The organism is Niallia sp. WK069_GA_01 (genome assembly GCF_983173855.1).
Genome location: NZ_OZ470138.1, coordinates 2,298,901 through 2,322,214, shown reverse-complemented (window position 1 = coordinate 2,322,214; position 23,314 = coordinate 2,298,901). Strand labels below are relative to the sequence as shown.

Annotated in this window: 20 protein-coding genes and 1 other RNA gene; 5 read left to right on the top strand and 16 right to left on the bottom strand. The window is 34.9% G+C overall.

Features of this window, described 5'->3' with window-relative positions; all coding sequences use genetic code 11:
- Positions 1-160 precede the first annotated feature (160 nt).
- From AC5LWL_RS11075 to AC5LWL_RS11035, 9 genes are all read right to left on the bottom strand, one after another.
- A complete protein-coding gene (locus tag AC5LWL_RS11075; RefSeq protein WP_493434366.1) occupies positions 161-2,086 on the bottom strand; it encodes an ATP-dependent DNA helicase in 1,926 nt (641 codons plus the stop codon).
- Positions 2,087-2,347: 261 nt separating this feature from the next.
- A complete protein-coding gene (locus AC5LWL_RS11070) occupies positions 2,348-2,515 on the bottom strand; it encodes a hypothetical protein (RefSeq protein WP_493434365.1) in 168 nt (55 codons plus the stop codon).
- A 101-nt stretch (positions 2,516-2,616) separates the two neighbouring features.
- Positions 2,617-3,747, bottom strand: coding sequence for a THUMP domain-containing class I SAM-dependent RNA methyltransferase (locus AC5LWL_RS11065; RefSeq protein ID WP_493434364.1), 1,131 nt, complete (start codon positions 3,745-3,747; stop codon positions 2,617-2,619).
- Positions 3,748-4,022: 275 nt separating this feature from the next.
- An RNA gene (rnpB, locus tag AC5LWL_RS11060) (RNase P RNA component class B) lies at positions 4,023-4,408 on the bottom strand.
- Between the two features lie 227 nt (positions 4,409-4,635).
- The gene (gene gpsB / locus AC5LWL_RS11055) at positions 4,636-4,938 is read right to left on the bottom strand and encodes a cell division regulator GpsB (RefSeq protein WP_493434363.1); all 303 of its coding nucleotides are present in this window, start codon (positions 4,936-4,938) and stop codon (positions 4,636-4,638) included.
- A 72-nt stretch (positions 4,939-5,010) separates the two neighbouring features.
- Positions 5,011-5,568, bottom strand: a complete 558-nt coding sequence (locus tag AC5LWL_RS11050; protein ID WP_493434362.1) for an SLOG family protein — start codon at positions 5,566-5,568, stop codon at positions 5,011-5,013.
- 267 nt (positions 5,569-5,835) lie between these two features.
- Positions 5,836-6,207 carry a CotD family spore coat protein gene (locus AC5LWL_RS11045; RefSeq protein ID WP_493434361.1) on the bottom strand — a complete coding sequence of 124 codons (372 nt, stop codon included), beginning with the start codon at positions 6,205-6,207 and terminating at the stop codon, positions 5,836-5,838.
- Positions 6,208-6,537: 330 nt separating this feature from the next.
- The gene (locus tag AC5LWL_RS11040; protein ID WP_493434360.1) at positions 6,538-7,800 is read right to left on the bottom strand and encodes a ribonuclease H-like domain-containing protein; all 1,263 of its coding nucleotides are present in this window, start codon (positions 7,798-7,800) and stop codon (positions 6,538-6,540) included.
- A gap of 16 nt (positions 7,801-7,816) precedes the next feature.
- The gene (locus AC5LWL_RS11035) at positions 7,817-10,084 is read right to left on the bottom strand and encodes a DEAD/DEAH box helicase (protein ID WP_493434359.1); all 2,268 of its coding nucleotides are present in this window, start codon (positions 10,082-10,084) and stop codon (positions 7,817-7,819) included.
- A 173-nt stretch (positions 10,085-10,257) separates the two neighbouring features.
- Between AC5LWL_RS11035 and AC5LWL_RS11030 the strand changes: the two genes are divergently transcribed.
- Positions 10,258-10,737 (top strand): Hsp20/alpha crystallin family protein, encoded by a 480-nt coding sequence (locus AC5LWL_RS11030; RefSeq protein WP_493434358.1) that lies wholly within the window; start codon positions 10,258-10,260, stop codon positions 10,735-10,737.
- Positions 10,738-10,891: 154 nt separating this feature from the next.
- Positions 10,892-11,044 carry a YpzG family protein gene (locus AC5LWL_RS11025; protein ID WP_248559699.1) on the top strand — a complete coding sequence of 51 codons (153 nt, stop codon included), beginning with the start codon at positions 10,892-10,894 and terminating at the stop codon, positions 11,042-11,044.
- A gap of 81 nt (positions 11,045-11,125) precedes the next feature.
- On the opposite strand, the gene AC5LWL_RS11020 is transcribed toward AC5LWL_RS11025, so the two are convergent.
- The 4 genes from AC5LWL_RS11020 to AC5LWL_RS11005 all read right to left on the bottom strand — a co-directional run bounded on the left by AC5LWL_RS11020 (position 11,126) and on the right by AC5LWL_RS11005 (position 13,764).
- A complete protein-coding gene (locus AC5LWL_RS11020; protein WP_493434357.1) occupies positions 11,126-11,659 on the bottom strand; it encodes a YppG family protein in 534 nt (177 codons plus the stop codon).
- A 267-nt stretch (positions 11,660-11,926) separates the two neighbouring features.
- A complete protein-coding gene (locus AC5LWL_RS11015) occupies positions 11,927-12,310 on the bottom strand; it encodes a YppE family protein (protein WP_493434356.1) in 384 nt (127 codons plus the stop codon).
- A 68-nt stretch (positions 12,311-12,378) separates the two neighbouring features.
- On the bottom strand, positions 12,379-12,636 hold the full coding sequence (locus AC5LWL_RS11010; protein ID WP_493434355.1) for a hypothetical protein: 258 nt from the start codon (positions 12,634-12,636) through the stop codon (positions 12,379-12,381).
- Between the two features lie 147 nt (positions 12,637-12,783).
- Positions 12,784-13,764 (bottom strand): DUF2515 family protein, encoded by a 981-nt coding sequence (locus tag AC5LWL_RS11005; RefSeq protein ID WP_493434354.1) that lies wholly within the window; start codon positions 13,762-13,764, stop codon positions 12,784-12,786.
- Between the two features lie 351 nt (positions 13,765-14,115).
- On the opposite strand from AC5LWL_RS11005, the gene AC5LWL_RS11000 reads away from it, so the two are divergent.
- The 3 genes from AC5LWL_RS11000 (at position 14,116) to AC5LWL_RS10990 (ending at position 19,250) form a co-directional block, all read left to right on the top strand.
- Complete coding sequence (locus tag AC5LWL_RS11000; RefSeq protein WP_493432749.1) at positions 14,116-15,228, top strand: IS110 family RNA-guided transposase; 1,113 nt, start codon at positions 14,116-14,118, stop codon at positions 15,226-15,228.
- Between the two features lie 634 nt (positions 15,229-15,862).
- Entirely contained in the window at positions 15,863-16,471 is a 609-nt protein-coding gene (recU, locus tag AC5LWL_RS10995) for a Holliday junction resolvase RecU (RefSeq protein WP_493434353.1), read from the top strand.
- Between the two features lie 46 nt (positions 16,472-16,517).
- A complete protein-coding gene (locus AC5LWL_RS10990; protein ID WP_493434352.1) occupies positions 16,518-19,250 on the top strand; it encodes a PBP1A family penicillin-binding protein in 2,733 nt (910 codons plus the stop codon).
- Positions 19,251-19,276: 26 nt separating this feature from the next.
- Here AC5LWL_RS10990 and AC5LWL_RS10985 read toward each other — a convergent pair whose 3' ends face one another.
- From AC5LWL_RS10985 to ltrA, 3 genes are all read right to left on the bottom strand, one after another.
- Positions 19,277-19,795: a YpoC family protein gene (locus AC5LWL_RS10985; RefSeq protein WP_493434351.1), complete on the bottom strand. Its 519-nt coding sequence runs from the start codon at positions 19,793-19,795 to the stop codon at positions 19,277-19,279.
- Entirely contained in the window at positions 19,795-20,451 is a 657-nt protein-coding gene (gene nth / locus AC5LWL_RS10980; protein ID WP_493434350.1) for an endonuclease III, read from the bottom strand. The genes AC5LWL_RS10985 and nth overlap by 1 nt, the downstream gene beginning before the upstream one ends.
- Positions 20,452-21,075: 624 nt before the next feature.
- Positions 21,076-22,875 carry a group II intron reverse transcriptase/maturase gene (ltrA, locus tag AC5LWL_RS10975; protein WP_493434349.1) on the bottom strand — a complete coding sequence of 600 codons (1,800 nt, stop codon included), beginning with the start codon at positions 22,873-22,875 and terminating at the stop codon, positions 21,076-21,078.
- Between the last annotated feature and the right edge of the window lie 439 nt (positions 22,876-23,314).

Genomic DNA, 23,314 nt, shown 5'->3' with positions numbered 1-23,314 from the left:
GGTTAGCCTTTGACCATTTTTATATTATTCTACATTTTGAATCTAAACGCTCATCTACTGACGATTTCCAAGTCTGATGTACAAAAAAGCAGTATAACCATTTTCCATGGTCATACTGCTAACTAATAATCGATAGGTCCTTTAAACAAAAAGAACTAGATCAGTTGTTTGCTTTCGTTGGTGAAACTGGCAGAGCTTCTTCTACTGCTTTAACAACGGATTCCTTTTCATCCTTATTAAATAGAATATGAACGTTTCCGCTATCTTCATGTGTTCGAATTAAACGGCCAATTCCTTGTCTTAGACGCAATATCATGTAAGGCATGTCCACTTCTGCAAAAGGATCATTGCTGTTTTCTCGTTTAGATTTATAAACAGGATCGTTAGGAGGAAATGGTAAAGAAAAGATAAATACATTTTCTAATGAGCGGCCAGGCACGTCTAATCCTTCCCATAAATTCATAGCACAAAGAATCGATTCTTCTTCATTTTGAAATTTTGAAACAAGCCCGCTTATTTCTCCTTCCCCTTCAAAGTAAATAGGTAGATGGAAATCAGCTGGTTTGTCTTCTTTAAATTTCTCTAAATCTTCCTTACTGTTAAATAAAACTAATGAGCGGCCACCAGCTTTTTGAATTTGTTCATAACAATATTGATTTTTCCGAATATCTTCTTCCACAGAAAACGTTTGTACTGCCACATTCATTTTTTCTTCATAATCAAATGGTGATTCCACGGAGAATGATAAATAATTAACTGCTCCTAAACTATTTGCCATATAATCAAAAGATTTATTTTCAGATAGTGTAGCAGAAGAGAAGACAATTGGTTTCTTTTGACTGAATACATCATCTTTCATAATATCTTTTACAAGTCTTGGCATAATAACTAATGTACGTTCCCCATTATTCTCTTCAAACCATGTAATGCCATTCATTTCTTTTAGAAAAAGACTTAAAGAGTGGGAAATTTGTTCCAAATATTCTTCCACTACTTTTAATTCATATTCGTTGATCACATACATTTCACTTTCAAAAACAAGCTCTTCTTCTAAATCTGATATAAGACTTGCTAATTTTTTTCCTTCATTCATTACTGTAGCTGTCTTTTTAATTTCTTGTTTATCTGACCCTTTAGTATAAAAAGATGCTTTGGTCAACTCTGCAAAAAACTGTTCGTTTTGATAAATAGTATCTTCCATAATATTTAATGTTTTTTCTCTAACATCATTCGCCATTAATTTTGTTAATAGTTTTTCAAGATTTTGTTCTGTTAAACGATAGGTTAATGCCTTTTGGGCAGCATATTCTAATAAATGACCTTCATCAAATACAATACAGGAGCTTTCAGGCAATAAAGGAAGCTGTCCTTCTCTTTTACGTGATTCTTTTGTCCAAATATGCTCCATATAAAAATCATGTGAACAAATAATCAAGTCTTTTGCATTTCGGTAATAATCGCGATGCAAAGTTTGTCCACAGCGATGTCTTTTTTCACAAGTAAAGCAGTCTTGAAGAGAATCCCAAGCTACTTCATTCCAATCTGAATCATGAAGTTCTGGATAATCTTTTCGATCACCATATGGGGAAAATGATTGTAAAGATCCAGAGCCATGAACAAAGTCAGGAAGTGAATCGTAAATACCATTAAATGTATCTTCTAATATGATTTGTTTTTCTAATTTATTTAAACAAACATATTGATCTCTTGATTTTGCCAAACGAACATCTACGTTTAAGTTTAATGCTTGCTCTAATTTCGCGATATCTCCTTCTTTTTTGACAAGCTGTTCAATCAGCGTTTCATCACTACATGCGATAATGGCAGGTTTATTCATATAACGGGCATAACAAATAGCATATAACAAATAAACAAATGTTTTCCCTGTTCCAACTCCTGCTTCAGCAAAAATTGTATTTTTTTCTTTAAACGCTTTCTCTAACTGGTATGCCATATATACTTGTTCATCTCTTAATTCATATCCAGCTTCAGGGAGAATATCGTAAAAAACATCACCAATCCATTCTCCTAATTTTTCATAAAAAGATTCTGTTTTTGCCACTTCAAACGGCAAGCTGTTTTGCATGGTACCCCTCCAAAAGTAAAATATTCCCTCATCTAAAAAACGAGAGAGTATCTTGATTATCTATTTCTATTTATTTTATCATCTTTTTCTATTTCCACTTATTTAAGAGCGTTTCTTAATAATAGTAAACTTTTTTCTAACAATCAAGAAAAAAGAAGGTACGCAACTAATACTCTCTGTTCGTACCTCCTATAATGCTGTTAATCATATTATTATAAAGGAAAGCAAACAAAACGAAATTTCTTCTGTCACACCCATTTTTTAAAACCCACTGTCACGTGATAAAGAAAAAGATAATGCTTGTTGAACCGTTTGTTGTGCTTCTAATAATATTTTATGTCCTTCATTTTCTCCGCTTTCTGATTGCAAAATTTCCAAAGACTGATTTAAAGCATGTATAATTTTATTATAATCTATTGTAGTATCCATCTTTTAACCCCTCCACAATAATAGCTATAAGTAAAATATATACAAAAAAAGCAGATTATATACTAATCACTTTATTTAACTTTATCTTTGTCTTTTACCGTTTATCTTTTTCGTTTGCCCCAGTATTGATAATAATCTGTTCGGATAAATCCGTTAAATAATTTTCGTTTTTTTGTCGCTTTTTTTCCATAATGCGTTTCAAACTCTTCATCTGATGTAAGCATATAAATGGACCAAGTATCTAATGCTTCAAACGCTTGTCCCATCCCTTGGTACATTTTCTGAACAGATGGTTTATCACCAAGCCGCTCTCCATATGGAGGGTTTCCGATAATAACACCATTTTCTTTATCCGTAGTAAAATCCGTTACTTGCATCTGTTTAAATGTAATCAACTCGCCTAAACCTGCTTCAAAAGCATTTTCTTCCGCTATTTTCACCATTTTATGATCAATATCTGTTCCAATTATTTCAAGAGGCTGATCATAATTTGCTTTATCTTCTGCTTCCATACGTACTTCATCCCAGATTGCTTTGGACATCCAATCCCACTTTTCTGAAATGAATTCTCTATTAAAACCAGGTGCAATATTTTGTCCAATTAATGCAGCTTCGATTGGAATCGTACCTGATCCACAAAACGGATCAACAAACGGACGATCTGCTGTCCAATTTGTTAATAACACTAAAGAAGCTGCTAACGTTTCTTTTATAGGGGCTTCCCCTTGTCCAATACGGTATCCTCGACGATGTAGGCCATGTCCAGAGGTATCTATAGTCAATGTAACAATATCTTTTAATATAGCTACCTCCAGCTTAAATAATGGACCATTTTCCTCTAACCAGCCAGTCTTTTTATAGAATGTGCTAATTTTATTAACAACTGCTTTTTTTACAATTGCTTGACAGTCAGACACACTAAAAAGTTTTGATTTTACCGATTTCCCTGAAACAGGAAACTCTGCATTAACTGGTAAATACGTCTCCCATGGTAAAGCTTTTGTTTTCTCAAAAAGTTCGTCAAAAGTAGTTGCTTTAAATTCTCCCACTTTTATTTTCACTCTATCAGCAGTCCGTAGCCACATATTACTTCTTGCAATAGCAAGCTCGTCTCCTGTAAATAAAACCTTGCCATTATCCACCGTACATTCATATCCTAAATTTTTCACTTCTTTTGCCACAATAGCTTCTAGTCCCATTGCAGCTGTTGCAATTAAATTAAACTTTGTCATTTGTTCACCTTTTTATCCTTTAGTCATATCCACTTATCATCTACAGATAGATATAAGCGTTCTTTTCGTATGTTGTTATTATTAACGTTCTATTGCTCCCATAGCATCACTACGATATCTTCTAATTGTTTCTATTCATCATAAATAAAAAGGATGACCCTCAAAAATATGTCTGACATCCTAACAATAGAAAAATCTTTCCTATTTGTATATGAAGTCAGACCCTTCTAGTGAGTCACCCTATTGTTTATTCCTTTATGTGATCAACATTAACGCTTTGTAAGCCATGTTCTGTTCCTTTGTACTCAGTCGACATTGTCTCGTATAAAGGCGGTAATCATCTATCTACAGAAATAATTTCTGTCCTTCTCTTTAAGTTCATTTCCTAAGAGAAAGTTCCCCTACCATAATTTGGGTTTCTCGCTCGTGGGGTTTACCTCGTTCCACCCTTTTCATTTCTGAAAAGGCTCCGTCACTGTGGCACTTTCAAAGTATTCATACCATATCAAAAGACTTAGGTATTTTCCCTGCCGTCAGCAAAGATTAACTTTACTGCCCTAGCTTATTTTTTGGCTAGGCACGAACACTACAGGCATCTCAGCTTGTGCGAGCATGGACTTTCCTCTACAAAATCAATGTTTTGCAGCGATTACCCCGGCGTTTTTATTGACTACAGATGTTATTATAGTATGTCGGTTATCAAATAGCAATGGGAAATAAAAGAATTTTTCTCAGGAAAGTCGATAAAATTCCATTATCCCCTTTTAATTTCATCGAATAATGGGGCAGTATGACAACATTCTGCTGTTCTTTCTCAACATCTTACTCTTTTGCTACAAATATTTTTGATTCACCTAAACGGTCTAAACACTTCGTTACACGCTGAATTTAATCGTATAACTTGCTGCCAAATACATGTTTCTCTAAATTAGATAATCTTTTTAATATATCAAAATTTGTTGTTCCAGCAGTGCTTGGAGCTGGCTGTCTTCTCGAAGCTTCTTCTGCTAGTTTTTTCAAACGCAAATTTTCCTGCTGAAGCTCTTCAATTTCTTGATGCAATGTTTCATAATCTTTAATAATCAAATCTAAAAATTTATCAACATCTTCTGGTTTATAACCTCTCATGCCTGTTTTAAACTCTTTTTCTAAAATATCTTTAGCTGTTAACTTCATTTTATCTGATAACATTATATGTTCACCTCAAGTATTACCATAATCTAATTTATTTTTTCAAAAAATCTTCACTTTGTCAATTTTCTATTAAAACTCATCATTAAATTGCTTTTCTTCAACTATAGATTGTACATCATCAAAACGAATCAAACGAATCTCATATTCCGTCTTTTCTTTATACATTTTACTAAGATTGTATAAATATTTCGGACTTCCTTCTTTCTCTTCATCATAAAACAATAAGAGGGCATCACTTTTCTGAAGGAAAAAGACATTTTTAGCTTTTAATTGATTCGGATTTTCATAAGGCTTATTCGAAACAGAATCAATATAATCCGCTTGCATTACTACCTCTTCATACCACTCTTTGTTCGCTTCCTTCCACCCTTGCTCCTGTTCTAAATAGGGAGTGATAACCCCTAATTTTAATTCGGGATACTTTTCTGCTTGTAGCTCATACACCACCTCTGCTGCCCAAAGTTCGGTTCCGAGCTGCCCACTAATTAAAATCCATTCTAATCCTTCTTCCACCATTATCTCTATATTTTTTCGAATTGCTTCTTTTATATAAATAACAGCTTCATCCTGTCTTTTAAAAATGCCTATTTCAAAAGGTTTATAACCTGAAATTACAGCAACTTTCATTTAAAAACTCCTTTTAACCATAAAGCTATATGTAAAAACAAGCTGGATAGTAATAGTCTATTTCTTATTAGTAGAGAAAATAACAACTTACTGCAAAAATTCATTAAATAGCAAGTGTATTTTCATATACCATACTATCTTTATATTATAAGCATTTCTCGATAAAAGAGAAACAAGTTTGATTATTTTTTTCGCACCCTCATTCAGATAATTGACTTTATGATAAGAAAAACAAGGGCTGTTAACACACCCTTGTCTTCTTTTCATTTATCTTTTTCTAAAAGGAAAAGCTCCTGGCATATTTCCTGCTACTCCAGGGTTTCCTGTTCCTGGAAAAAATTGACCTGTAGCTGTAAACGGTGTTCCTCCAGTTTGTGGAAATTGGGAAGGTCCTTGTTGTTGTACAGGATATGGAACTGGTGATGGCCCCATATTAGCTTGAGTGTTTGTTACTACATTTTCAACAGATTGTGTTTGTGGGAAGAAATGTTGGTGTTCATAATTCACATGATTAACTGTTGTTGTATGTTGTGGATGAATATGAGGGACAATATTGTTTGAAAATGTATTGTTCACACAACATTTTGTAGGGTGAACAACCGCTGGTAATACGTTATTAGGTTTGCAATGATGATGCATTAAGAAAATCTCCTCTCGATTGTTTAATTATCTTACATTAACAACTTATGATAGAAGGGATAATCTTGTACTAATACAAATACCTAATTTAGTGGTTTTTCTACAATAATGTCCATTGTTTTTGAAACTATTACATGGCGTACAAGCTGTCCTTTAGTGTGGTAAACAGAATTGCTGTTAAACATACAATCACAAAAAATAATAACATAACCATTTTATACAAAAAGCACACCTCAATGTAAATATATTTAACTACTTATCTATTTTAATAAGTTACTCGTAAACACACAACTAGGAATTTACAGGAAACTTATTAAAATTAGAGATGGACTATGATTGTTTAGAATGAATTTTTCGCTGCAAACGTTTTAATCTTTTTAAAAATTGCCGCTCCATTGTTTCTTTTTTAGTCTCTAATAGTCTCCATAAAGAATAAGCTTCATTTGTCCATTCTAATGCTTTTATGAAATCTTTATCTTTATGTTCTGCTATTTTGGCCAATTCAATATAAGAATCGATAATTATTCGATTATTAGTTGCATCCGTATAATTCTCTACTATATTTGTCCATAATTCACGAGCTGTTTTTTCTTCCTTTTCTTTTTTAGCATGTTTTGCAAGAATATATTTAGCCATTAATGTTTCTTCTTTATCCTTTTCTTCGATACGATGTAAAGTATCTTTAGCCGTATTCGCATCGCCCAATGAAGAATACCAGCGCCCAGCCTCTAATGTTTCCTTTGCAGTTATATGATGGTCTTTATGCAATAGCTGCAAGCTTAAATGGGTGTACAATGTAATTAATGATAAAATATCCATTTCATTATGCTTTAAGATGGCAAGCATGCCTTCTGGATTTTTTCTTTCTACAAAGTCAAAATAGATCATCGGCGCTAAATACCCTGGCACATCATCCTGCCTCTTCACATCTAATACTTCCTCTTCGACAATAGAAAGCTTTGCTCGTTCTAGTCGATGCTTCCACATTCTTTTTGCTCCATGGTACAAATCAAAATGTCCAAATTCAGGAAGCTTCGGAACATGTTCTCTCACAAACATATGCCTTGTTTTTACTTGGGGCCAGTCAAATGCCTTTCCATTATAGGTAACGAGTGTTGTGTAATCAACATTTTCCAAAAAGCTCTTAAATAGTGGAACTTCCCCGCCTGGATATGGAAGAATATGTTGCTTTAATACGACATACTCTTCCATAATTTGCGCATATCCTAAAATAAAAATCGTATTGCCGGTGCCTCCTCCTAAACCCGTTGTTTCCGTATCAAAGAAAAAAAGATCGCTTTTTTTATGTCCTTTCGCAGATAAAGGATGTGTAAACGTGGAATTATTCCATTCCTCTACCACCTCACAGCATTTATCAAACGAATATTTACCATGTTGATAGGCTAAAGGGTATTTTACTTCTCGTATTAAACAATAGTCATTGTCCACCCAATACGGATAAACATTTTCTTTATTCCAGACTGATAAATAAGGTATTTCCTTTTCATCTTGTATGATCGTTTGTTCCTTTGGCTTTGTATTCTCCGATTTCAGATGTGGTTTTAATCGATTTAACTTATTCTTAATGCTCATTTTATCCCCTATTTTTTTATTTATCTTGCAAGGAAAGAATATTTAATACATCTCTTTTTTGATAGTCGTTTATTCCTTCGATTCCAATACAGGACGGACAGCCATGTGGACAGGAACAATTTCTTATCATTTTTTTTGCTTCCTTAAACACAACTGCCATCTCTTCATACAATTTCTTGCTTAGCCCGATTCCACCTGGATATCGATCATAAAAGAAGATGGTCGCCTTTTCATTATGTGCTGCTTTCACTTGCGGAACTACATGAATATCACTTGGATCAGCCATTACCAATAATGGTGCTATATGCTTTAGAGCGTGGGCAGCGCCAAGAAGCCCCTGTTCTATCCGTTCCTCTTTTAGTAGAAGCTCATTTCGATCGAAGGATATCCATGCAGCATTTGTATGAAGCTCTTCTTCAGGTAAACTGATTGGACCTGAACCAATATTTTCATGTGTTTCAAATTTTATTTTTTTAAATATCGTGCTCATCGCAATGATGCTGACATCACCATATCCAATCTCCGTTCCTTCTACTCTTTTCTCTTCGTCCACTTCTAATACTTTTAAAGAAACAGCTAGATTGGCATCTGTGTAATAGTCAACACTTACTTCTCTTACAAACGCTTTTTTTTCTTCCCAATCCAGTTTCTCTACTTGATATTGAATCCCTTGATGAAGATAGATCGCTTCTTCGTGTAGCAGTGTCATTGCTGAAAACCGATCACTTTCTCCAATTACTCTGCTTTTGCTTCTATCAGAAATGTCAATAATAACAACATTTTCCTGTGATGCCGAACGCAAACTAATATTATGTGCTGGGAAAGAGTCATTCATCCAATACCACTTGTTTCCGTTTTGAAAAAGCACCCTTTCTTCCGTTAAATATTCTAAAATCTCTGCTATTTCACAAGAACCAAACGTATCGCCTTGCTGAAAAGGAAGCTCATATGCCGCACATTTCATATGATCGATTAAAATAATTAAGTTATCTGGATTAATTCTAGCTGTTTCTGGATTGCGATTAAAAAAATAGTCCGGATTGGCAATCATATATTGATCTAATGGACTAGAGCTTGCTACCATAATAACAAGGGACTCATCATGCCTTCTTCCCGCTCTGCCAGCCTGCTGCCAAGAACTTGCAATCGTGCCAGGATACCCTGTCATAATGCAAACCTGCAATTGCCCTATATCAACTCCTAATTCTAATGCATTGGTGCTAACGACCCCATAAATACTGCCTTGCCTTAACCCCTTTTCAATTTCTCTTCTTTCCGTTGGCAAATATCCACCTCTGTAGCCTCTAATTGCTTTTGGCCCTAACTGGTATTTCACCAGCTCTTGCAAATACGTTAATAATATTTCTACCCTAACACGGCTTTTTGCAAATATAATGGTTTGTATTTTATTTTTTAGAAGCTCCCCTGCAAGTCTTCTTGCTTCAAGCGTGGCGCTTTTTCGGATATTAAGGGGGATATTGACAATCGGCGGATTATAAAAAACAAAATGCTTTTTCCCGCTTGGTGCCCCGTTGTTATTTATTAATTTCATTTTCTCTTCTGTTAGATTTTCAGCCAATTCTAGTGGGTTGGCAATCGTTGCAGAAGTACAAATAAAAATCGGGTCGCTGCCGTAAAATGAACAAATTCTTTTCAGCCTGCGAATCACATTAGCTACATGACTGCCAAATACACCACGATAAATATGAAGTTCATCAATCACAACATATTTTAAATTTTCAAATAGACTCACCCATTTTGTATGATGGGGTAAAATAGCGGAATGGAGCATATCTGGGTTCGTAATAACGATATGCCCTGCTTTTCTCACTTTTTGTCTAATAGAAGAAGGAGTATCTCCATCGTATGTATAGCTGTTTATTTGTAAATTTGCGCTTTCTATTAATTCATTCAGTTCACTTTTTTGATCCTGTGCTAGAGCTTTTGTCGGAAACATATACAAAGCTCTAGTTTGATCATCTTCAGTAATGGATTGAATAACAGGTAGATTATAACAAAGTGTTTTTCCTGAAGCTGTTGGTGTTACAGCGACAATACTATTCCCTTTTTTCACTTCTTCATAAGCTGATTTTTGATGTGTATATAAACGGGTTACGCCTCTGTTTTGCAATGCTTGTTCGATTTTTGGAGATAAATCCTCTGGCATTGCTGCGGTTACCGCTTCTTTTGCTTCTATCGTATGCCAATAAGATATTCTGTCTTTATACTCTTCCTTATTTTTAAGATCAGCAATCACTGTTTGGAGATTTTTACGAACTTTCATATTCTCACCTCTTATACCATCTATTTTAACGAATAAACGTTCTTATATAAAGGGAAACTTCATTCGTAAATAGTTTTTTCCCCGCCAATAATCTTTTGTTATTCTAGGCACACCTAACAAGGCTAGCGCATAAAATAAGTTAAAAAACAATGTTTATAAGGAGTTGAATACCCTTGTCTGCAAACTTTCCAGTTGATCCAAACAAAAAAGATAAATCAGAACCATTTGGCGGAATGATTAAATCAATGAATTCATTTTTCCAAGAAAAACCAGTGAAAAATTTCCTTCAAAGTATGGATGATTTTTTTAACAGCCCCTTTCCCAATATGGCATTCCCTCTAAACGTAAAAGATACCGATTCAGCAGCTATTATCACCGCCGAATTACCTGGAATAAACAAAGAGCAAATTAGCATTGATGTTTATGATCATCATCTAACGATCGGGGTTAATTATCAGGATCAATTTACAGAAGAAAATAAGCAGCAGCAATTATTTCGTTCCAGTCAAACATTTAAAAGAAACAGCAGAACTGTTACACTTTCTTTTCCAATTGATGAAACAAAAGTAAAAGCAACCTATCAAAATGGCTTACTTTCTATTACCATTCCAAAACAAAAAGGGAAAAAAATAAATATTATCGATCATAATTGACAGCCGTTTACAACTCGTCTTTAAAGCTTTCGAGTAAAAAAAAAAAATTTGTATATACTACTAGGGATACTCTAACAAGTTGCTAATTGATTATTCAAATGGTAAACAGAGTATCACTAGCTTCTTTACAAATCCTACTTTCGAGGTGATTTAGATGAGCTACAAAGATCAGTTGGATTCTCATTCTTCCCTTTTTCATCATAATTGGACAAGGCCAAAACGGGCAAAATCCCAAGTTAATGGGCATACCGAAATGTCTAAAACCAATCTTATCTTGAGAAGAGATGCTAAAGCCCATCGCTGGTAAGGAAAAAGAAACTAGAAAAAGGCATTCCCATTTGTGAATTAGTGGGGATGCCTTTTATATTTACTAAAAAACGTGAGCTTGTTAAACCTTAAATATTCCTCCTACTCCTTTTACAAGTCCAGATACTTGATTCATTGCATTCATCATCATGCCGGCAGTGTCCATCATTTTATTAAAATCTAACGAACCATCCTGTGATTTGAAAGAATTCATAATATTCTTCACTCCACCTTGTTTAGCCGGTATAAAAGACTGTTTTGGATAGGGGTTCATATATCCTTGTTGATAATTTTGTTTTGCAGCATGAGAAGTATATGGATCCTGTTGATATTGCAATGGATTTTGAAAAACATCATGTGACAATTTAGGATAGTTATTTTGTGGATGAAAATAAGGTTGTTCATAATTTTCATATGTTCCTTGTGGTGCCATTTGCTGGCCATAATATCCTTGTTGCATATTTCCCAAGCCTCCATTCCACATTGGAGTATTCATATATGGATTATATTGTCTATTGTTATGGTAAACTGTGCGAAATACTGCCGAGTCCGTACTTCTATGAGATGGAGTCATATTTACATATGGCGAATAATGTGCTTGACGTGCGGTATTCATTTAACTCATATCCTCCTCCAAAAACAATTCTTTTCATATTATATGAATAAAATGCCTAGCTGGTGCAGATTCTTGTTCGTTTCCTTTAACGCAAAAAAAAAGCTGACCAATAATAATGGCTCGCTTTCTAACAGCAAAAAAATGAAAAAATATTAGGCTATAATGCGCTAAATTCTCTTTATTCCAGTCAAAATTAGCACAGCAAATCCTCTACTCATGAAAAGTTCCTTATAAGTGGCTTTCGTTTCTGAAATCTTACAACATAGCTTATTTCAATCTACTCGTTTCCCACTTATTCAGCTCATTTAACAATACTTGTAGAATATATTGTACAGATTTTGCAGCATCAAGAAATCGTTTTTTGCTTGTTTCCGGATAAAATGCTTGAATGGAGATAATTTCAAGATGATCGGACGCTGATTGAATTTGGGCACCATTCAAATATACAGGCTTATTCTCCTGCACCCATATTATCGCAGGTTCTTTCCATTCATCATTTAATTGCTTTACTTCATTGGCAAAAGGACGCACTACTTCATAAAAATCTTCTGCTTCCCCTGTAGCTTTTACTTTATGAAAAGTTTTCATTAAATGGTCAGCTGCTTCCGCGAGCAAGTTTGTATTTTCTTTTAATTGTTTAAATTTATCCATTTATTCCACTGCTTCCTGCATAACCCGCCTATGCTTCCTACTTATTATTCCTTATTTTAATGAAAAAATTAACTCAGTTCAAGTTTTAACGTTGCTGTTCTTTTTAATTTCGCAGGATTTTTATCTAGATTGGTTACTTCCTTTACCCATTTTTTTTCAAAAACAGAAAAAGCGGCTTCAAGAGTATTTAAATGGTAAAGATGTTCTTCAACTTCCATATTCTTATTTAAGTGCATACCTATTAGCGCATTATCTAATTCTTCTAATTCATTGTAAATAGTTTCAAGCATAGCTAATAGCTCTTCTTTATTATATACTTCTTTCACTTCTATCCCTCCTGCTATCTTTGATACTACCCTTTTCGCCCCTTATGATTACAGCTCCTGCACGTCTGACAAAACTAGAAGCGTTTCGTCAAAGAAAGAACTGTTTCCCCATAACCGTTGCGGAATTTGACAGAAGTTTTTTTACTTTTAATGCAGCAGCTGATTTTCCAATTGAATTAGTTCGTGCAGCTGTTCCTGCTTGCCCTTATACCAATTGGTAAAGGAATTAGGTATTTTTTGTTGATAAACGCTTTTTAACCATTCTTTTTTTATTTTTTTATGTAAACTCCAATCTGTCATTTGATATTTTTCATGTTTTATAATTGGATATGTTAAACGCAAAATAGGTGTGTTGTTTTTATGATTAGGAAAAACCAAACGTTCATAATCACTTCTAGAACCAGTATGAGAAATAGACGTGCTATACTGATAAAAATTTGGATATAAACTTGGATAAAACAAAATACTTGCCAATGTTTTTCCAAACTTGATTCGTTTATTCAGTGAAGTAAAATTCGAAACACTTCCCCCATAAATCTCTCCATTTAAAGTTGGAAATAGTACCGCACTAAAATGAAAAAAATCTTGAAATAAAAACGCTGAAGTATGAAAAACTTGCTGCTTAAAATAATTATCTTTTATAATTGGTTTTTCAATAAGATTCTGTTCATTAATAATAAGACTATTCATTAGTCTTTCTTCATCTTTTCTTTCCCAAAACCATTTCCATTCTCTTTCCATAAAAGAAGAAACGTGAAAGAATTTTAATAAGTGAAACATTGGGGACTTTAATTTCGTCGAATAGTGATAGAGTAGTAATTGTGGAAAAGCATCTTGAAAAATAAACCAATTTGCTTTTTCATAAATACTAAATAACTGCTGTCTTTTCGTTTTAGATAAAATTTTTGGAAACCATTCACCTTCTAAATCGCACATATTCCATCCTGCGTTTCTTGATACTTGACTAGCAAGAAACGCCCAGCGAATTTCTTTATTTGCGGTATAATAGTGGAGATAACTTTCCGTTCTTGATATATTATCTACATTGTATTTATTGGTGATCAATTGAATCTTTTGCACTAATTTATATTCATTGCGGGAAGGAAAACAATCAAAAATACCTAACATATAAGCCACCTCTTCTAATAAGCATTATGATATTATAGTTTGTTGGAAGACATAACTTATACTCATTTTTACTAAGTAGAAATTCATGCTAACAAATTTGCACCATAAACGATGAAAATAAGCCGGTTGATTAAGTTCGTTGATATGTTGCAGCAGGAAGCAGTCGGAATACACGAAGACTCCTATGGGAATTGCGGGACAGGTGAGACCCCGCAAGAGTTTACTCCGAGTTATAATGAACGAAACTAGCCCCATACTCGTAATTTCGTAGGTTAATTTGGCAATAATGTTTATGAACTAAAAACAAAAAAACCAAATCAGTGCTACATTACGGAAGGAGCTAGTTCTATTATGAAGGATACCACAAAATTTGTAGGTTTAGACGTATCAAAAGAAAAAATTGCCGTTGCTATTGCAGAAGAAGGTAGAGAAGAACCAAGATATTATGGAATGATTGTTCATACACCTGAAGCGATTAAAAAGTTAATGAAAAAACTAGGAGAGCCAAGTACTTTAAGAGTTTGTTATGAAGCGGGTCCAACGGGATATCCATTATATCGATTACTAACTGCTTTAGGTATTCATTGTGAAGTGATTGCTCCATCTTTAATACCACAAAGACCGGGAGAACGTATTAAAACAGACCGTAGAGACTCTATTCGTCTTGCCCAGTTATATCGTGCAGGAGAATTAACTTCTGTTTATGTTCCGACTCCAGAAGATGAAGCACTTCGAGATCTAGTGCGAGCACGAGAAGATGCGAAAGAAGACGAGCTGAGAACCAAGCATCGTTTAAGTAAGTTTTTATTACGGAATAATATTTATCCACCTGTTGGAGTGAATAAATGGACAAGAAAATATCGAGATTGGCTAGATACGTTAAAGTTTTCCAATTCCAATTTACAATTAGTTTTTCAAGAATATTATCATCAATTAAAGGAGTTGGAACAGCGGGTAAAAAGATTCGAAGAGGAAATGCAAATACAGGCATTGGAAGGAGTTCATGCCCCTATTATTCAAACTTTACAAGGACTAAGAGGCGTTGCACTGGTTACAGCGACAAGTCTTGCGGCGGAAATTGGATCGTTTAAACGTTTCCCAAATCCTAAGCAAATGATGGCTTATGTAGGATTGATTCCAAGTGAATTCTCAAGTGGAGAAAGACGTCGACAAGGAGCTATTACCAAATCAGGAAATCGTCACGTTCGCCGATTGTTAATCGAGTCGGCTTGGAGTTATCTTCGTCAGCCGGCCGTAAAAGGAAATTTAAAAAAACGACTAGAACCTTTATCACCGTCTATTCAAGCAATATCCTGGAAAGCGCAAAATCGTCTGCATAAAAAATATTATCGATTAGTATCTAGAGGAAAAGAAAGTAATAAAGCAATTGTTGCCGTTGCTAGAGAATTAGCTGGCTTTATCTGGGCTATTACGCAAGAAGTAGAAGAAATTCCAAAACATTAATGTTACCAAACGAAAGAAAGTAGAGGAAGAGAAAGAAAAATAGATACATGAGAATAGGGCTCGAAGGCAAAGAGAAATACCGGAAAGGATAACCCACGTGCCTCCTCTGTGCTATATCATTCGTTGATTAACGCACGTCCCGAGTTAGTGGAAAGACCTTTATACGGAAAGATAAAATGTGAAAACCCACGAATATCAGAATGCTAACCGCAGGATGAAATTTTTGCCTTCGTGCCGTGTCCTTACTATCTATTCTAATCAATCAGAAAGGAGGAAGTATAAGTATATCACGATTTCTTCTTTAGCTTAAAAAAGTATCTCCTATCTTAGAATGGCAGTCAAGGAAAGCACTTGACAGCCATTCTAAGATAGGAAGTTCGGTTGGTAAGCTAAAAAAGGAAACTTGTAGCCACTAAGGCTCATCGATACACGAACAGTCAAGAAGCCTAAAATCGCTTCTCTTCTTAAAGTTACCCAAAAATAACCTATCTAGTAGTGGAGAGTGGGAGACTTGACAGTTTCGTTCATATCAGGAGGCTCGCCGCCCGCCCCATGGAAAGCGAAGTGTATGCCGGCTACGGACTAATTGAGAGAGCCAAACCCTATTTTCAGGGTAGCCTAAAGAGGTGATAAAATGAAATTCCATTATCCAAATGGAAAAAAATATAACGCAGTTGCTAAATTAACAAATAGCACATCGATAAAAAAACATAGCTATAGCAATAGAGGCATGACATTAGAAGAAGATATTAATGTTACCAATCAATACTATTTAGCAGAGGGAAAGGCAGTTATTCATAAAAAACCTACCCCTGTTCAAATAGTTCAAGTCGATTACCCGAAAAGAAGCGCAGCAGTTATAAAAGAAGCATATTTTAAACAGGCATCTACTACCGATTATAATGGCGTGTACCATGGAAAATATATTGATTTTGAAGCAAAAGAAACGAAAGCTTCCACTTCTTTCCCATTAAATAATTTTCATGAACACCAAATTAGCCATATGAAGTTAGTGGAAAAACAAATGGGTATTTGTTTTGTTATTATACGATTTTCATCAACCGATGAAATCTTCTTCTTAGAATCAGAAAAACTATTTATGTTCTGGGATAGAATGATACAAGGAGGAAGAAAATCGATAACAAAAGAGGAACTGATACGATATGGTCATCCCATATCACTTGGTTTTCAGCCGAGAATTGACTATATTAAAGTTATAGATTATCTTTATAACTTCAAGTAATGCCCCTTTTGATTGTTTCGCATACAAGAAAGGTAGGAAAATAAACATGGCAGAAAAATACGAAACGCGAGAAGAGCGCCGTAAAAGGCTCCAATCAGCGAATGATAAACCAAAAACAAAAAAATCAACGAAGCCAAAAACAAAAAAAAGCGGAAAACAAATTTTCAAAAGAATTTTTCTAACGCTTATTGCTTTAGGTATTCTAGGTATGATAGGTGGAGCAATTACATTTGCAGTAATGGTGAAGGATGCCCCTAAACTAGATGAAAAAACGTTAAAAGACTCTATTTCCTCAACATTTTACGATGCAAAAGGAGACGAAATTACAAAGGTCGGGGCAGTTAACAGGGATTATGTCAATTATGAAGACATACCGGATCTAGTTAAAAATGCTTTTATCGCAACCGAAGATTCACGTTTTTTTAAGCATCATGGCATTGATCCCATCCGTTTAGGCGGAGCCGTTGTTGCCAATGTGAAAGATGGTTTTGGAGCAGAAGGTGCAAGTACAATTACACAACAGGTGGTTAAGAACTTTTTCTTTAATCAGCCACAAAAAACGCTGTCCCGTAAAGCACAGGAAGCATGGCTTGCGATTCAATTAGAAAGAAAATATTCAAAAGAAGAAATCTTTGAAATGTATGTCAATAAAATTTTTATGTCTGAAAATATGAGCGGTGTTAAAACAGCTGCTGATAAATATTTCGGAAAAACGCTTGACGAATTAACATTGCCGGAAGCGGCAATGCTTGCAGGCATGCCACAGGCGCCAAATGCTTATAACCCATTTAATAATCCAGATCGAGCAGAAAAACGCCGTAATATCGTTTTATCACTTATGCATCAACATGGGTATATTTCAAAAGCAGAAATGGAAAAAGCACAAAAAGTATCTATCGAGGACCTTCTTGTAAAAAAAGAAGATCGACAAAGCGCTGACCTTCCTTATGATTCTTTTATTAAGGAAGCAATTGCTGAAATAGAAGAAAAATACCCTGAAATCAACGTATATACTGATGGCTTATCCATTCAAACAACATTAGATCAAGATGCACAGAAATATGTCGACAAAATTATGTATGAAAATAAAATCGTTCCATTTCCTGATGAAAAATTCCAAGCTGGGATTACCCTGTTGGATACAAAAACAGGCGGAATTATCGCAATGGGCGGCGACCGTGACCCAGACGTTAAATTTGGGTTCAACTATGCAACAGAACAAAAACGCCAGCCAGGATCTACTATTAAGCCAGTTCTAGATTATGGACCGGCAATAGAATATTTAAAATGGGGAACCTATCATACGTTACAGGATAGTCCAACAACATATTCTAATGGTACGCCAATTAAAAACTGGAATGGCAAATATTTAGGATCTATGTCGATGCGGAGTGCATTGGCTCAATCAAGAAATATTCCTGCTTTAGAAGCATTTAAAGCAGTTGGTAAAGATAAAGCAAAGGATTTCGCTGTAAATCTTGGTATTCCTTTAGATGATATTGAAGAAGCTTATTCTATTGGTGGATTAAAAAATGGAATTTCTACTAAGGAACTTGCTGGAGCTTATAGTGCTTTCGGTAATGAAGGGGTATATAATGCACCACACGCGGTTACTTCATTTACGTTAAAAGATGGCACAAAAATAAACATGGAGCCAGAATCTAAAGTAGTTATGCAGGATTACACAGCCTTTATGGTTTCCGATATGCTAAAAGACGTAGTCAGCTCTTCGATAGGTACTGGTACTTATGCAAACGTCCCTGGACTGCCTCTTGCAGGTAAATCAGGAACAACCAACTATACCGACAAAGAATTGGCAGATTATAATATTCCAACAAGTTCAGCTGTTCCAGATGCCTGGTTTGCAGGCTACACAACTAAATACACAATGGCTGTCTGGACCGGGTATCAAACACGAAAAAACTATGTTGACCCAGGAATGGATCAGAAAATTGCACAGCTAATTTTTAAAAACGTGATGCAGCATGTTTCTCAAGGCAAAAACACTGCTGATTTTACAAAACCGAGCAGTGTTGAAACGGTTAATATTGAAAAAGGCACCTATCCTGCTAAATTAGCGAGCTCTTATACACCAAGCAATCAAATTCTGACAGAGTATGCTGTTAAAGGAAATATATTAAATCAAGTTTCTGAGAAGTACAATAAACCAGATGCACCTGCAAATATTGCTGCTGGTTATAATAAAGACAATGATGAAATTGAATTATCTTGGAAATACAACAATACAGATGATATAAAATTTGCTGTTACTGTAAGTGTCAATGGTGGCGCTGAGGAACAGCTTACGGAAACAAAAGATACCAGTATTAAAATAGCAAAACCAGAACCTGGAAGCAGCTATACCTTTACGGTTAAGGCAATAAAAGGTGATCAGTCAAGTGACCCTGCCTCAGCAAATGTACAAATACCTCAACAGGAAATAGAAGAACAGCCAGCTGAGGATGAAAACGAAACCGTTGATGACGACAACAAAAAGCCGGATCCTAACAATCCAGCTGACAATGATGATTCTGAAAACACGGGTAATCAAGATGGTTCTAATAACGGCAATGAAAACAATAATGGAAATAATAACGGCAATAACAACGGCGGTGATACCGGAAATAACAATAACAACAATAACAATACCAACACAGACAACAATCAAAATAACAACACGGACAACAATCAAAATAACAATAATAATCCAAACACTGGAAACGACAATGGTGATAACACACCAGCAAATAATACAAACAGCGATGATCCTGGAGATTAAAGCAAAAGAAAAAGCTGACTTATTCGTCAGCTTTTTCTTTTGCTCATTTTTACAGCAAATTGCTTTTGCAATTCCTTAAATAACTCATCTAATTGTTTAAAAGAATGATAACCAGTTAACCTTGAAACAATGAACGCCATTCTTTCTTCCACATTAATTGGCTTAATTTTTATTTCTTTGCTAATGATTCCAGCTTCAAAAGAAACAGGAAGCTCGTTTGTCCAATACAAAGATTCCAGAAAATACGCTATGCCTTTTTTCATGATTTGCTGTGTTTCCTTTTTATTTTGTTCTGTGATGCTCCGTTGAATATCTAATTTCAACTGCTGCCACTCAGCCATAATCTTTTCCACACAAATTTTCACATTTTGCTGTGCCCATGGCTGAAATAGTTGAATTCCCTGAAAAAAAGCAGCCTCATGAATGAATGGATTACTAGGCTGAAAAGTATCTAGATAGGCCATTTCCTTCATCACATATTCAGTTGGCTCTAACATTTTATTATGCAATTGTGGAGGAATCTTTAATATAAACTCTTTTTCCATTACACCACACCTATTTTCCTCATTCTTTTTTTCCCTTCTCTGCATAAAGTCAACAATGGACATTCTGTGCATTGAGGGTTTTGAGCCTTACAATGATAGCGCCCAAAAAATATTAAACGATGATGGGTTACAGACCATTCATCCATCGGGATTTTTTTCATTAATGTTTTTTCTACTTCTAAAACGGAATCTTTCCAGCGGCAAAATCCTAATCGTTTGCTTACCCTTTCTACATGAGTATCCACTGCAATTGCTGGAAAATCAAAAGCTACCGAAACAACCACATTTGCCGTTTTTCTGCCAACACCTGGCAAGTTTATTAACTCATCACGATCAGATGGTATCTTTCCATTATACTTTTCTATCACCATTTGCGATAATTTTTGAATGTTTTTGGCTTTATTGCGAAAAAGCCCAATGGATCGTATATCTTGCTGCAATTCTTCTAATGACACACTTAAATAATCTTCCGGTGTTTGGTATTTTTGAAATAAGTTCTTTGTTACTTTATTTACAAGTGCATCCGTACATTGCGCCGATAGACTAACAGCAATAACTAATTCAAATGGATTAGAATGCACTAACTCACAATGAGCCTCCGGAAACATCTCTCCCATTTTATCTAAACAAAATCTAATTTCATCTTTTTTCAACATAATTTCTCACCATATTAATTTCCTTATTGTTTTTTGAAAAGTACGATTTATGCCCCTAAAACTAGTAAACCCATATATCTCAATATCCCATCCTTTTTCATTTGGACTATTAAAAAATACTGTTGCTTTAAGTACCACAAGCAATAAAGCTTCAAAATATTCAAATTCGACCACACCCATAAAAAGCGAAGTGTATTCCGGCTGCGGACTATTTGAGAGAACCAAAGCCACATTTCAGGGAAAACCCATGCAATAAATTTTGCACTATGGCGCATGAAAAGAAACAGCTTTCTACCTTGTTTTTATGACCTAAGTTTGAAGCACAGAGCAGGTGGAATACACGTAGACTCCCGTGGGAATGCGAGAAAGACGAGACCCCACAGGAAAGCGAAGTGTATTCCACCTGCGGACTATATAAGAGAACCAAAGCCTCTTTTTAGGATAGCCTAAACATACAAAAATAGAGAATCCAGTAGGATCCTCTAAAAATATCACAAGATTACTAACGAATCCACATTTAAGGCTATAGGCATAGGTAAGCCTTTGAGGTTATCTCTAGCTTTTCCCCGCCTTCACACCGTACGTGACCCTTTCGGCGTCATACGGCGTTCCATCTTAATTGATTTAAATAATTTCAGTTAGATTACATTTCAATCGGTATTGGTTTATTTTTGTGAGTTGTTTAGAGCTAGGCTTAATTAGTTTAAGGTACCTATCAATTGTTTCTGAGTTAGTTGCGTGTATCAAAATGTGTACGAATTTATGAACAACCCTTAAGTTGTTAAATGAATCATCACCGCCCAAGGATTTGGGTAAAAAGTGGTGACAATGAACTTCGCTTGCACTGAGAAACTCATTTGTTATTTCACATTTTCCATCCTTCATTGAATATCTTGATATTCTGTTGTCTAAATACTCAGTGGTATTGGATTCATCAAACGTATTTAATAACTTCTGAATTCCAAATTTAACGTGATTCTTAAGTTTTTTATGAATAAACGTCCTACCTTTTTCCGTATATGGACTAATTAACTGGTTAAAGTTAATAGGGATTGTTGTATCTATATCAGCAATTGGATACAGATATACCCCAGCCACTTTCCATGTTTTAAATTCATTCTTATAAAGTTTCTTATAAGATGGCGGTGGATTTTCTGGCATTCCATAACTTCCATTGGTTTTAAGCCTATTCATCATTGTTGTCCTTAAATCATATCCAATTCTTGCAAAGTCTATATAAATATGAGAGCCTATTTTAAAATAGTTATGCAAACCTAAAACGAACGAGTTATATCGCATGGCATTCTTCGTATTTGGTTCATTACTTAGTTTACGAATTAACTGTCTGGCGCTTTTCTTAATATTATCCATTTTCTTCTTATTCATTTTCGAAGAAGCAAGATGTTTTTTCTTCTTTGGAAAAGAGCCTATAGTGAACCCTAGAAATTGCGATTTATTCTTTTTAAGGTTAACAATTTTTGATTTATCAGGTGAAATATCCAACTTAAGTCGATATTTTAAATATTGTTTAACTGCGTGGAACCACTTATTAGCGTTTTTATAGCTGTTAGTCAATATTTTAAAGTCATCGGCATATCTAATGATAAATCCTATTTTTAACTTGGTCTTCTTCTGTGCTACATAGCGATCAAAAGCATATTTATATTTAAATTTTGTGTCGAATTGTTCCCATTGATTTGCTACCCATTGGTCTAAGTCATTTAATACTACATTCGATAATAGGGGAGATAAAATACCACCCTGTGCTGTGCCTTTGGTTGGTATACCTATTCCTTTAATCGGTGCTTTAAGCATTTTAGAGATGATTTTCAGAACTATCCTGTCTCTGATACCAATATTCCATAGTTGTTTTAAAAGCAACGTATGATTGACATTGTCAAAGAAGCCTTCAATGTCTATATCCACTGCGTAATGTACTTGTGAGTGATTAATAAGATAGGTGCATCTCGCTACAGCGTGATGTGTACTTCTTTGAGGTCTAAAACCGTAGCTGTGTTTGAAGAATTTGGATTCACATATCGGTTCTATGACTTGCTTAATCATTTGTTGAATGATTCGGTCAATCATACTTGGAATACCTAATGGTCTCATTTTCCCATTTGGCTTTAGTATCATTACTCTTTTAACTGCTTTTGGCTTGTAGTTATCCAATGCTTTTCTAATGGTACTGACAAATACATCTTTATTCATCTGTTTAAATTCGTCAATGGTATGAAAGTCAACTCCTGCTGTTTTTGAACCTTTGTTACTTTTTATCGTTCTATATGCAAGCAGGATATTTTCTTCCGATATGATTAGCTCATACAGTTTGTTGAATGTTTGACCTTCTTTACTTCCTTGATAGAGAGAGTCAAACTTCTCTTGCAACCCATAATATTCCCAATATCTTAGATTTGCGTTCAATTATGGAACACCTCCATTTGAAGTGCCTTCCCCACATTCATACCAGACCCTTTGAACTACATCTATTCTGAAATAATTAATTCCATTAAGACTAAGGACCATCCCTCCACCACTTATTATCATGGGTTCTTCGGTACTATGTCCTCACTTTCACAAAGACTAAGCAATTTCGTTTCGAATTGAAACTTATATGCACTTCCCCAAAGGTAATTGTTTAAATAGGAATTCTTTGCTTACCACGTTCCGATATAACTAGCTATCATATATAACCTTAGATGCTTGCTATGAGCCAGTGGACACTATGATGTCATTGTTCATCATCCCGATTTTCTTAGGCTAGATTCATACTTATCGGTGTTCCACGTTACAGATGTAACCCTATCCCTTTCGGAAATAGTCAATTTATTGACCCGTACATTCGCAAGTTCGTCAGTCGTTG

What these genes read in the sequence shown, in the direction of transcription:
- gpsB (WP_493434363.1), bottom strand. Translation starts at nt 4,938, where the DNA reads ATGTTATCAGATAAAATGAAGTTAACAGCTAAAGATATTTTAGAAAAA.
- nth (WP_493434350.1), bottom strand. Translation starts at nt 20,451, where the DNA reads ATGTTGAAAAAAGATGAAATTAGATTTTGTTTAGATAAAATGGGAGAG.
- AC5LWL_RS11040 (WP_493434360.1), bottom strand. Translation starts at nt 7,800, where the DNA reads ATGAGCATTAAGAATAAGTTAAATCGATTAAAACCACATCTGAAATCG.
- recU (WP_493434353.1), top strand. Translation starts at nt 15,863, where the DNA reads ATGAAATTCCATTATCCAAATGGAAAAAAATATAACGCAGTTGCTAAA.
- AC5LWL_RS11025 (WP_248559699.1), top strand. Translation starts at nt 10,892, where the DNA reads ATGAGCTACAAAGATCAGTTGGATTCTCATTCTTCCCTTTTTCATCAT.
- AC5LWL_RS11045 (WP_493434361.1), bottom strand. Translation starts at nt 6,207, where the DNA reads ATGCATCATCATTGCAAACCTAATAACGTATTACCAGCGGTTGTTCAC.
- AC5LWL_RS11035 (WP_493434359.1), bottom strand. Translation starts at nt 10,084, where the DNA reads ATGAAAGTTCGTAAAAATCTCCAAACAGTGATTGCTGATCTTAAAAAT.
- AC5LWL_RS11065 (WP_493434364.1), bottom strand. Translation starts at nt 3,747, where the DNA reads ATGACAAAGTTTAATTTAATTGCAACAGCTGCAATGGGACTAGAAGCT.
- AC5LWL_RS10985 (WP_493434351.1), bottom strand. Translation starts at nt 19,795, where the DNA reads ATGGAAAAAGAGTTTATATTAAAGATTCCTCCACAATTGCATAATAAA.
- AC5LWL_RS11005 (WP_493434354.1), bottom strand. Translation starts at nt 13,764, where the DNA reads ATGTTAGGTATTTTTGATTGTTTTCCTTCCCGCAATGAATATAAATTA.
- AC5LWL_RS11015 (WP_493434356.1), bottom strand. Translation starts at nt 12,310, where the DNA reads ATGGATAAATTTAAACAATTAAAAGAAAATACAAACTTGCTCGCGGAA.
- AC5LWL_RS10990 (WP_493434352.1), top strand. Translation starts at nt 16,518, where the DNA reads ATGGCAGAAAAATACGAAACGCGAGAAGAGCGCCGTAAAAGGCTCCAA.
- AC5LWL_RS11075 (WP_493434366.1), bottom strand. Translation starts at nt 2,086, where the DNA reads ATGCAAAACAGCTTGCCGTTTGAAGTGGCAAAAACAGAATCTTTTTAT.
- AC5LWL_RS11000 (WP_493432749.1), top strand. Translation starts at nt 14,116, where the DNA reads ATGAAGGATACCACAAAATTTGTAGGTTTAGACGTATCAAAAGAAAAA.
- AC5LWL_RS11070 (WP_493434365.1), bottom strand. Translation starts at nt 2,515, where the DNA reads ATGGATACTACAATAGATTATAATAAAATTATACATGCTTTAAATCAG.
- AC5LWL_RS11050 (WP_493434362.1), bottom strand. Translation starts at nt 5,568, where the DNA reads ATGAAAGTTGCTGTAATTTCAGGTTATAAACCTTTTGAAATAGGCATT.
- AC5LWL_RS11020 (WP_493434357.1), bottom strand. Translation starts at nt 11,659, where the DNA reads ATGAATACCGCACGTCAAGCACATTATTCGCCATATGTAAATATGACT.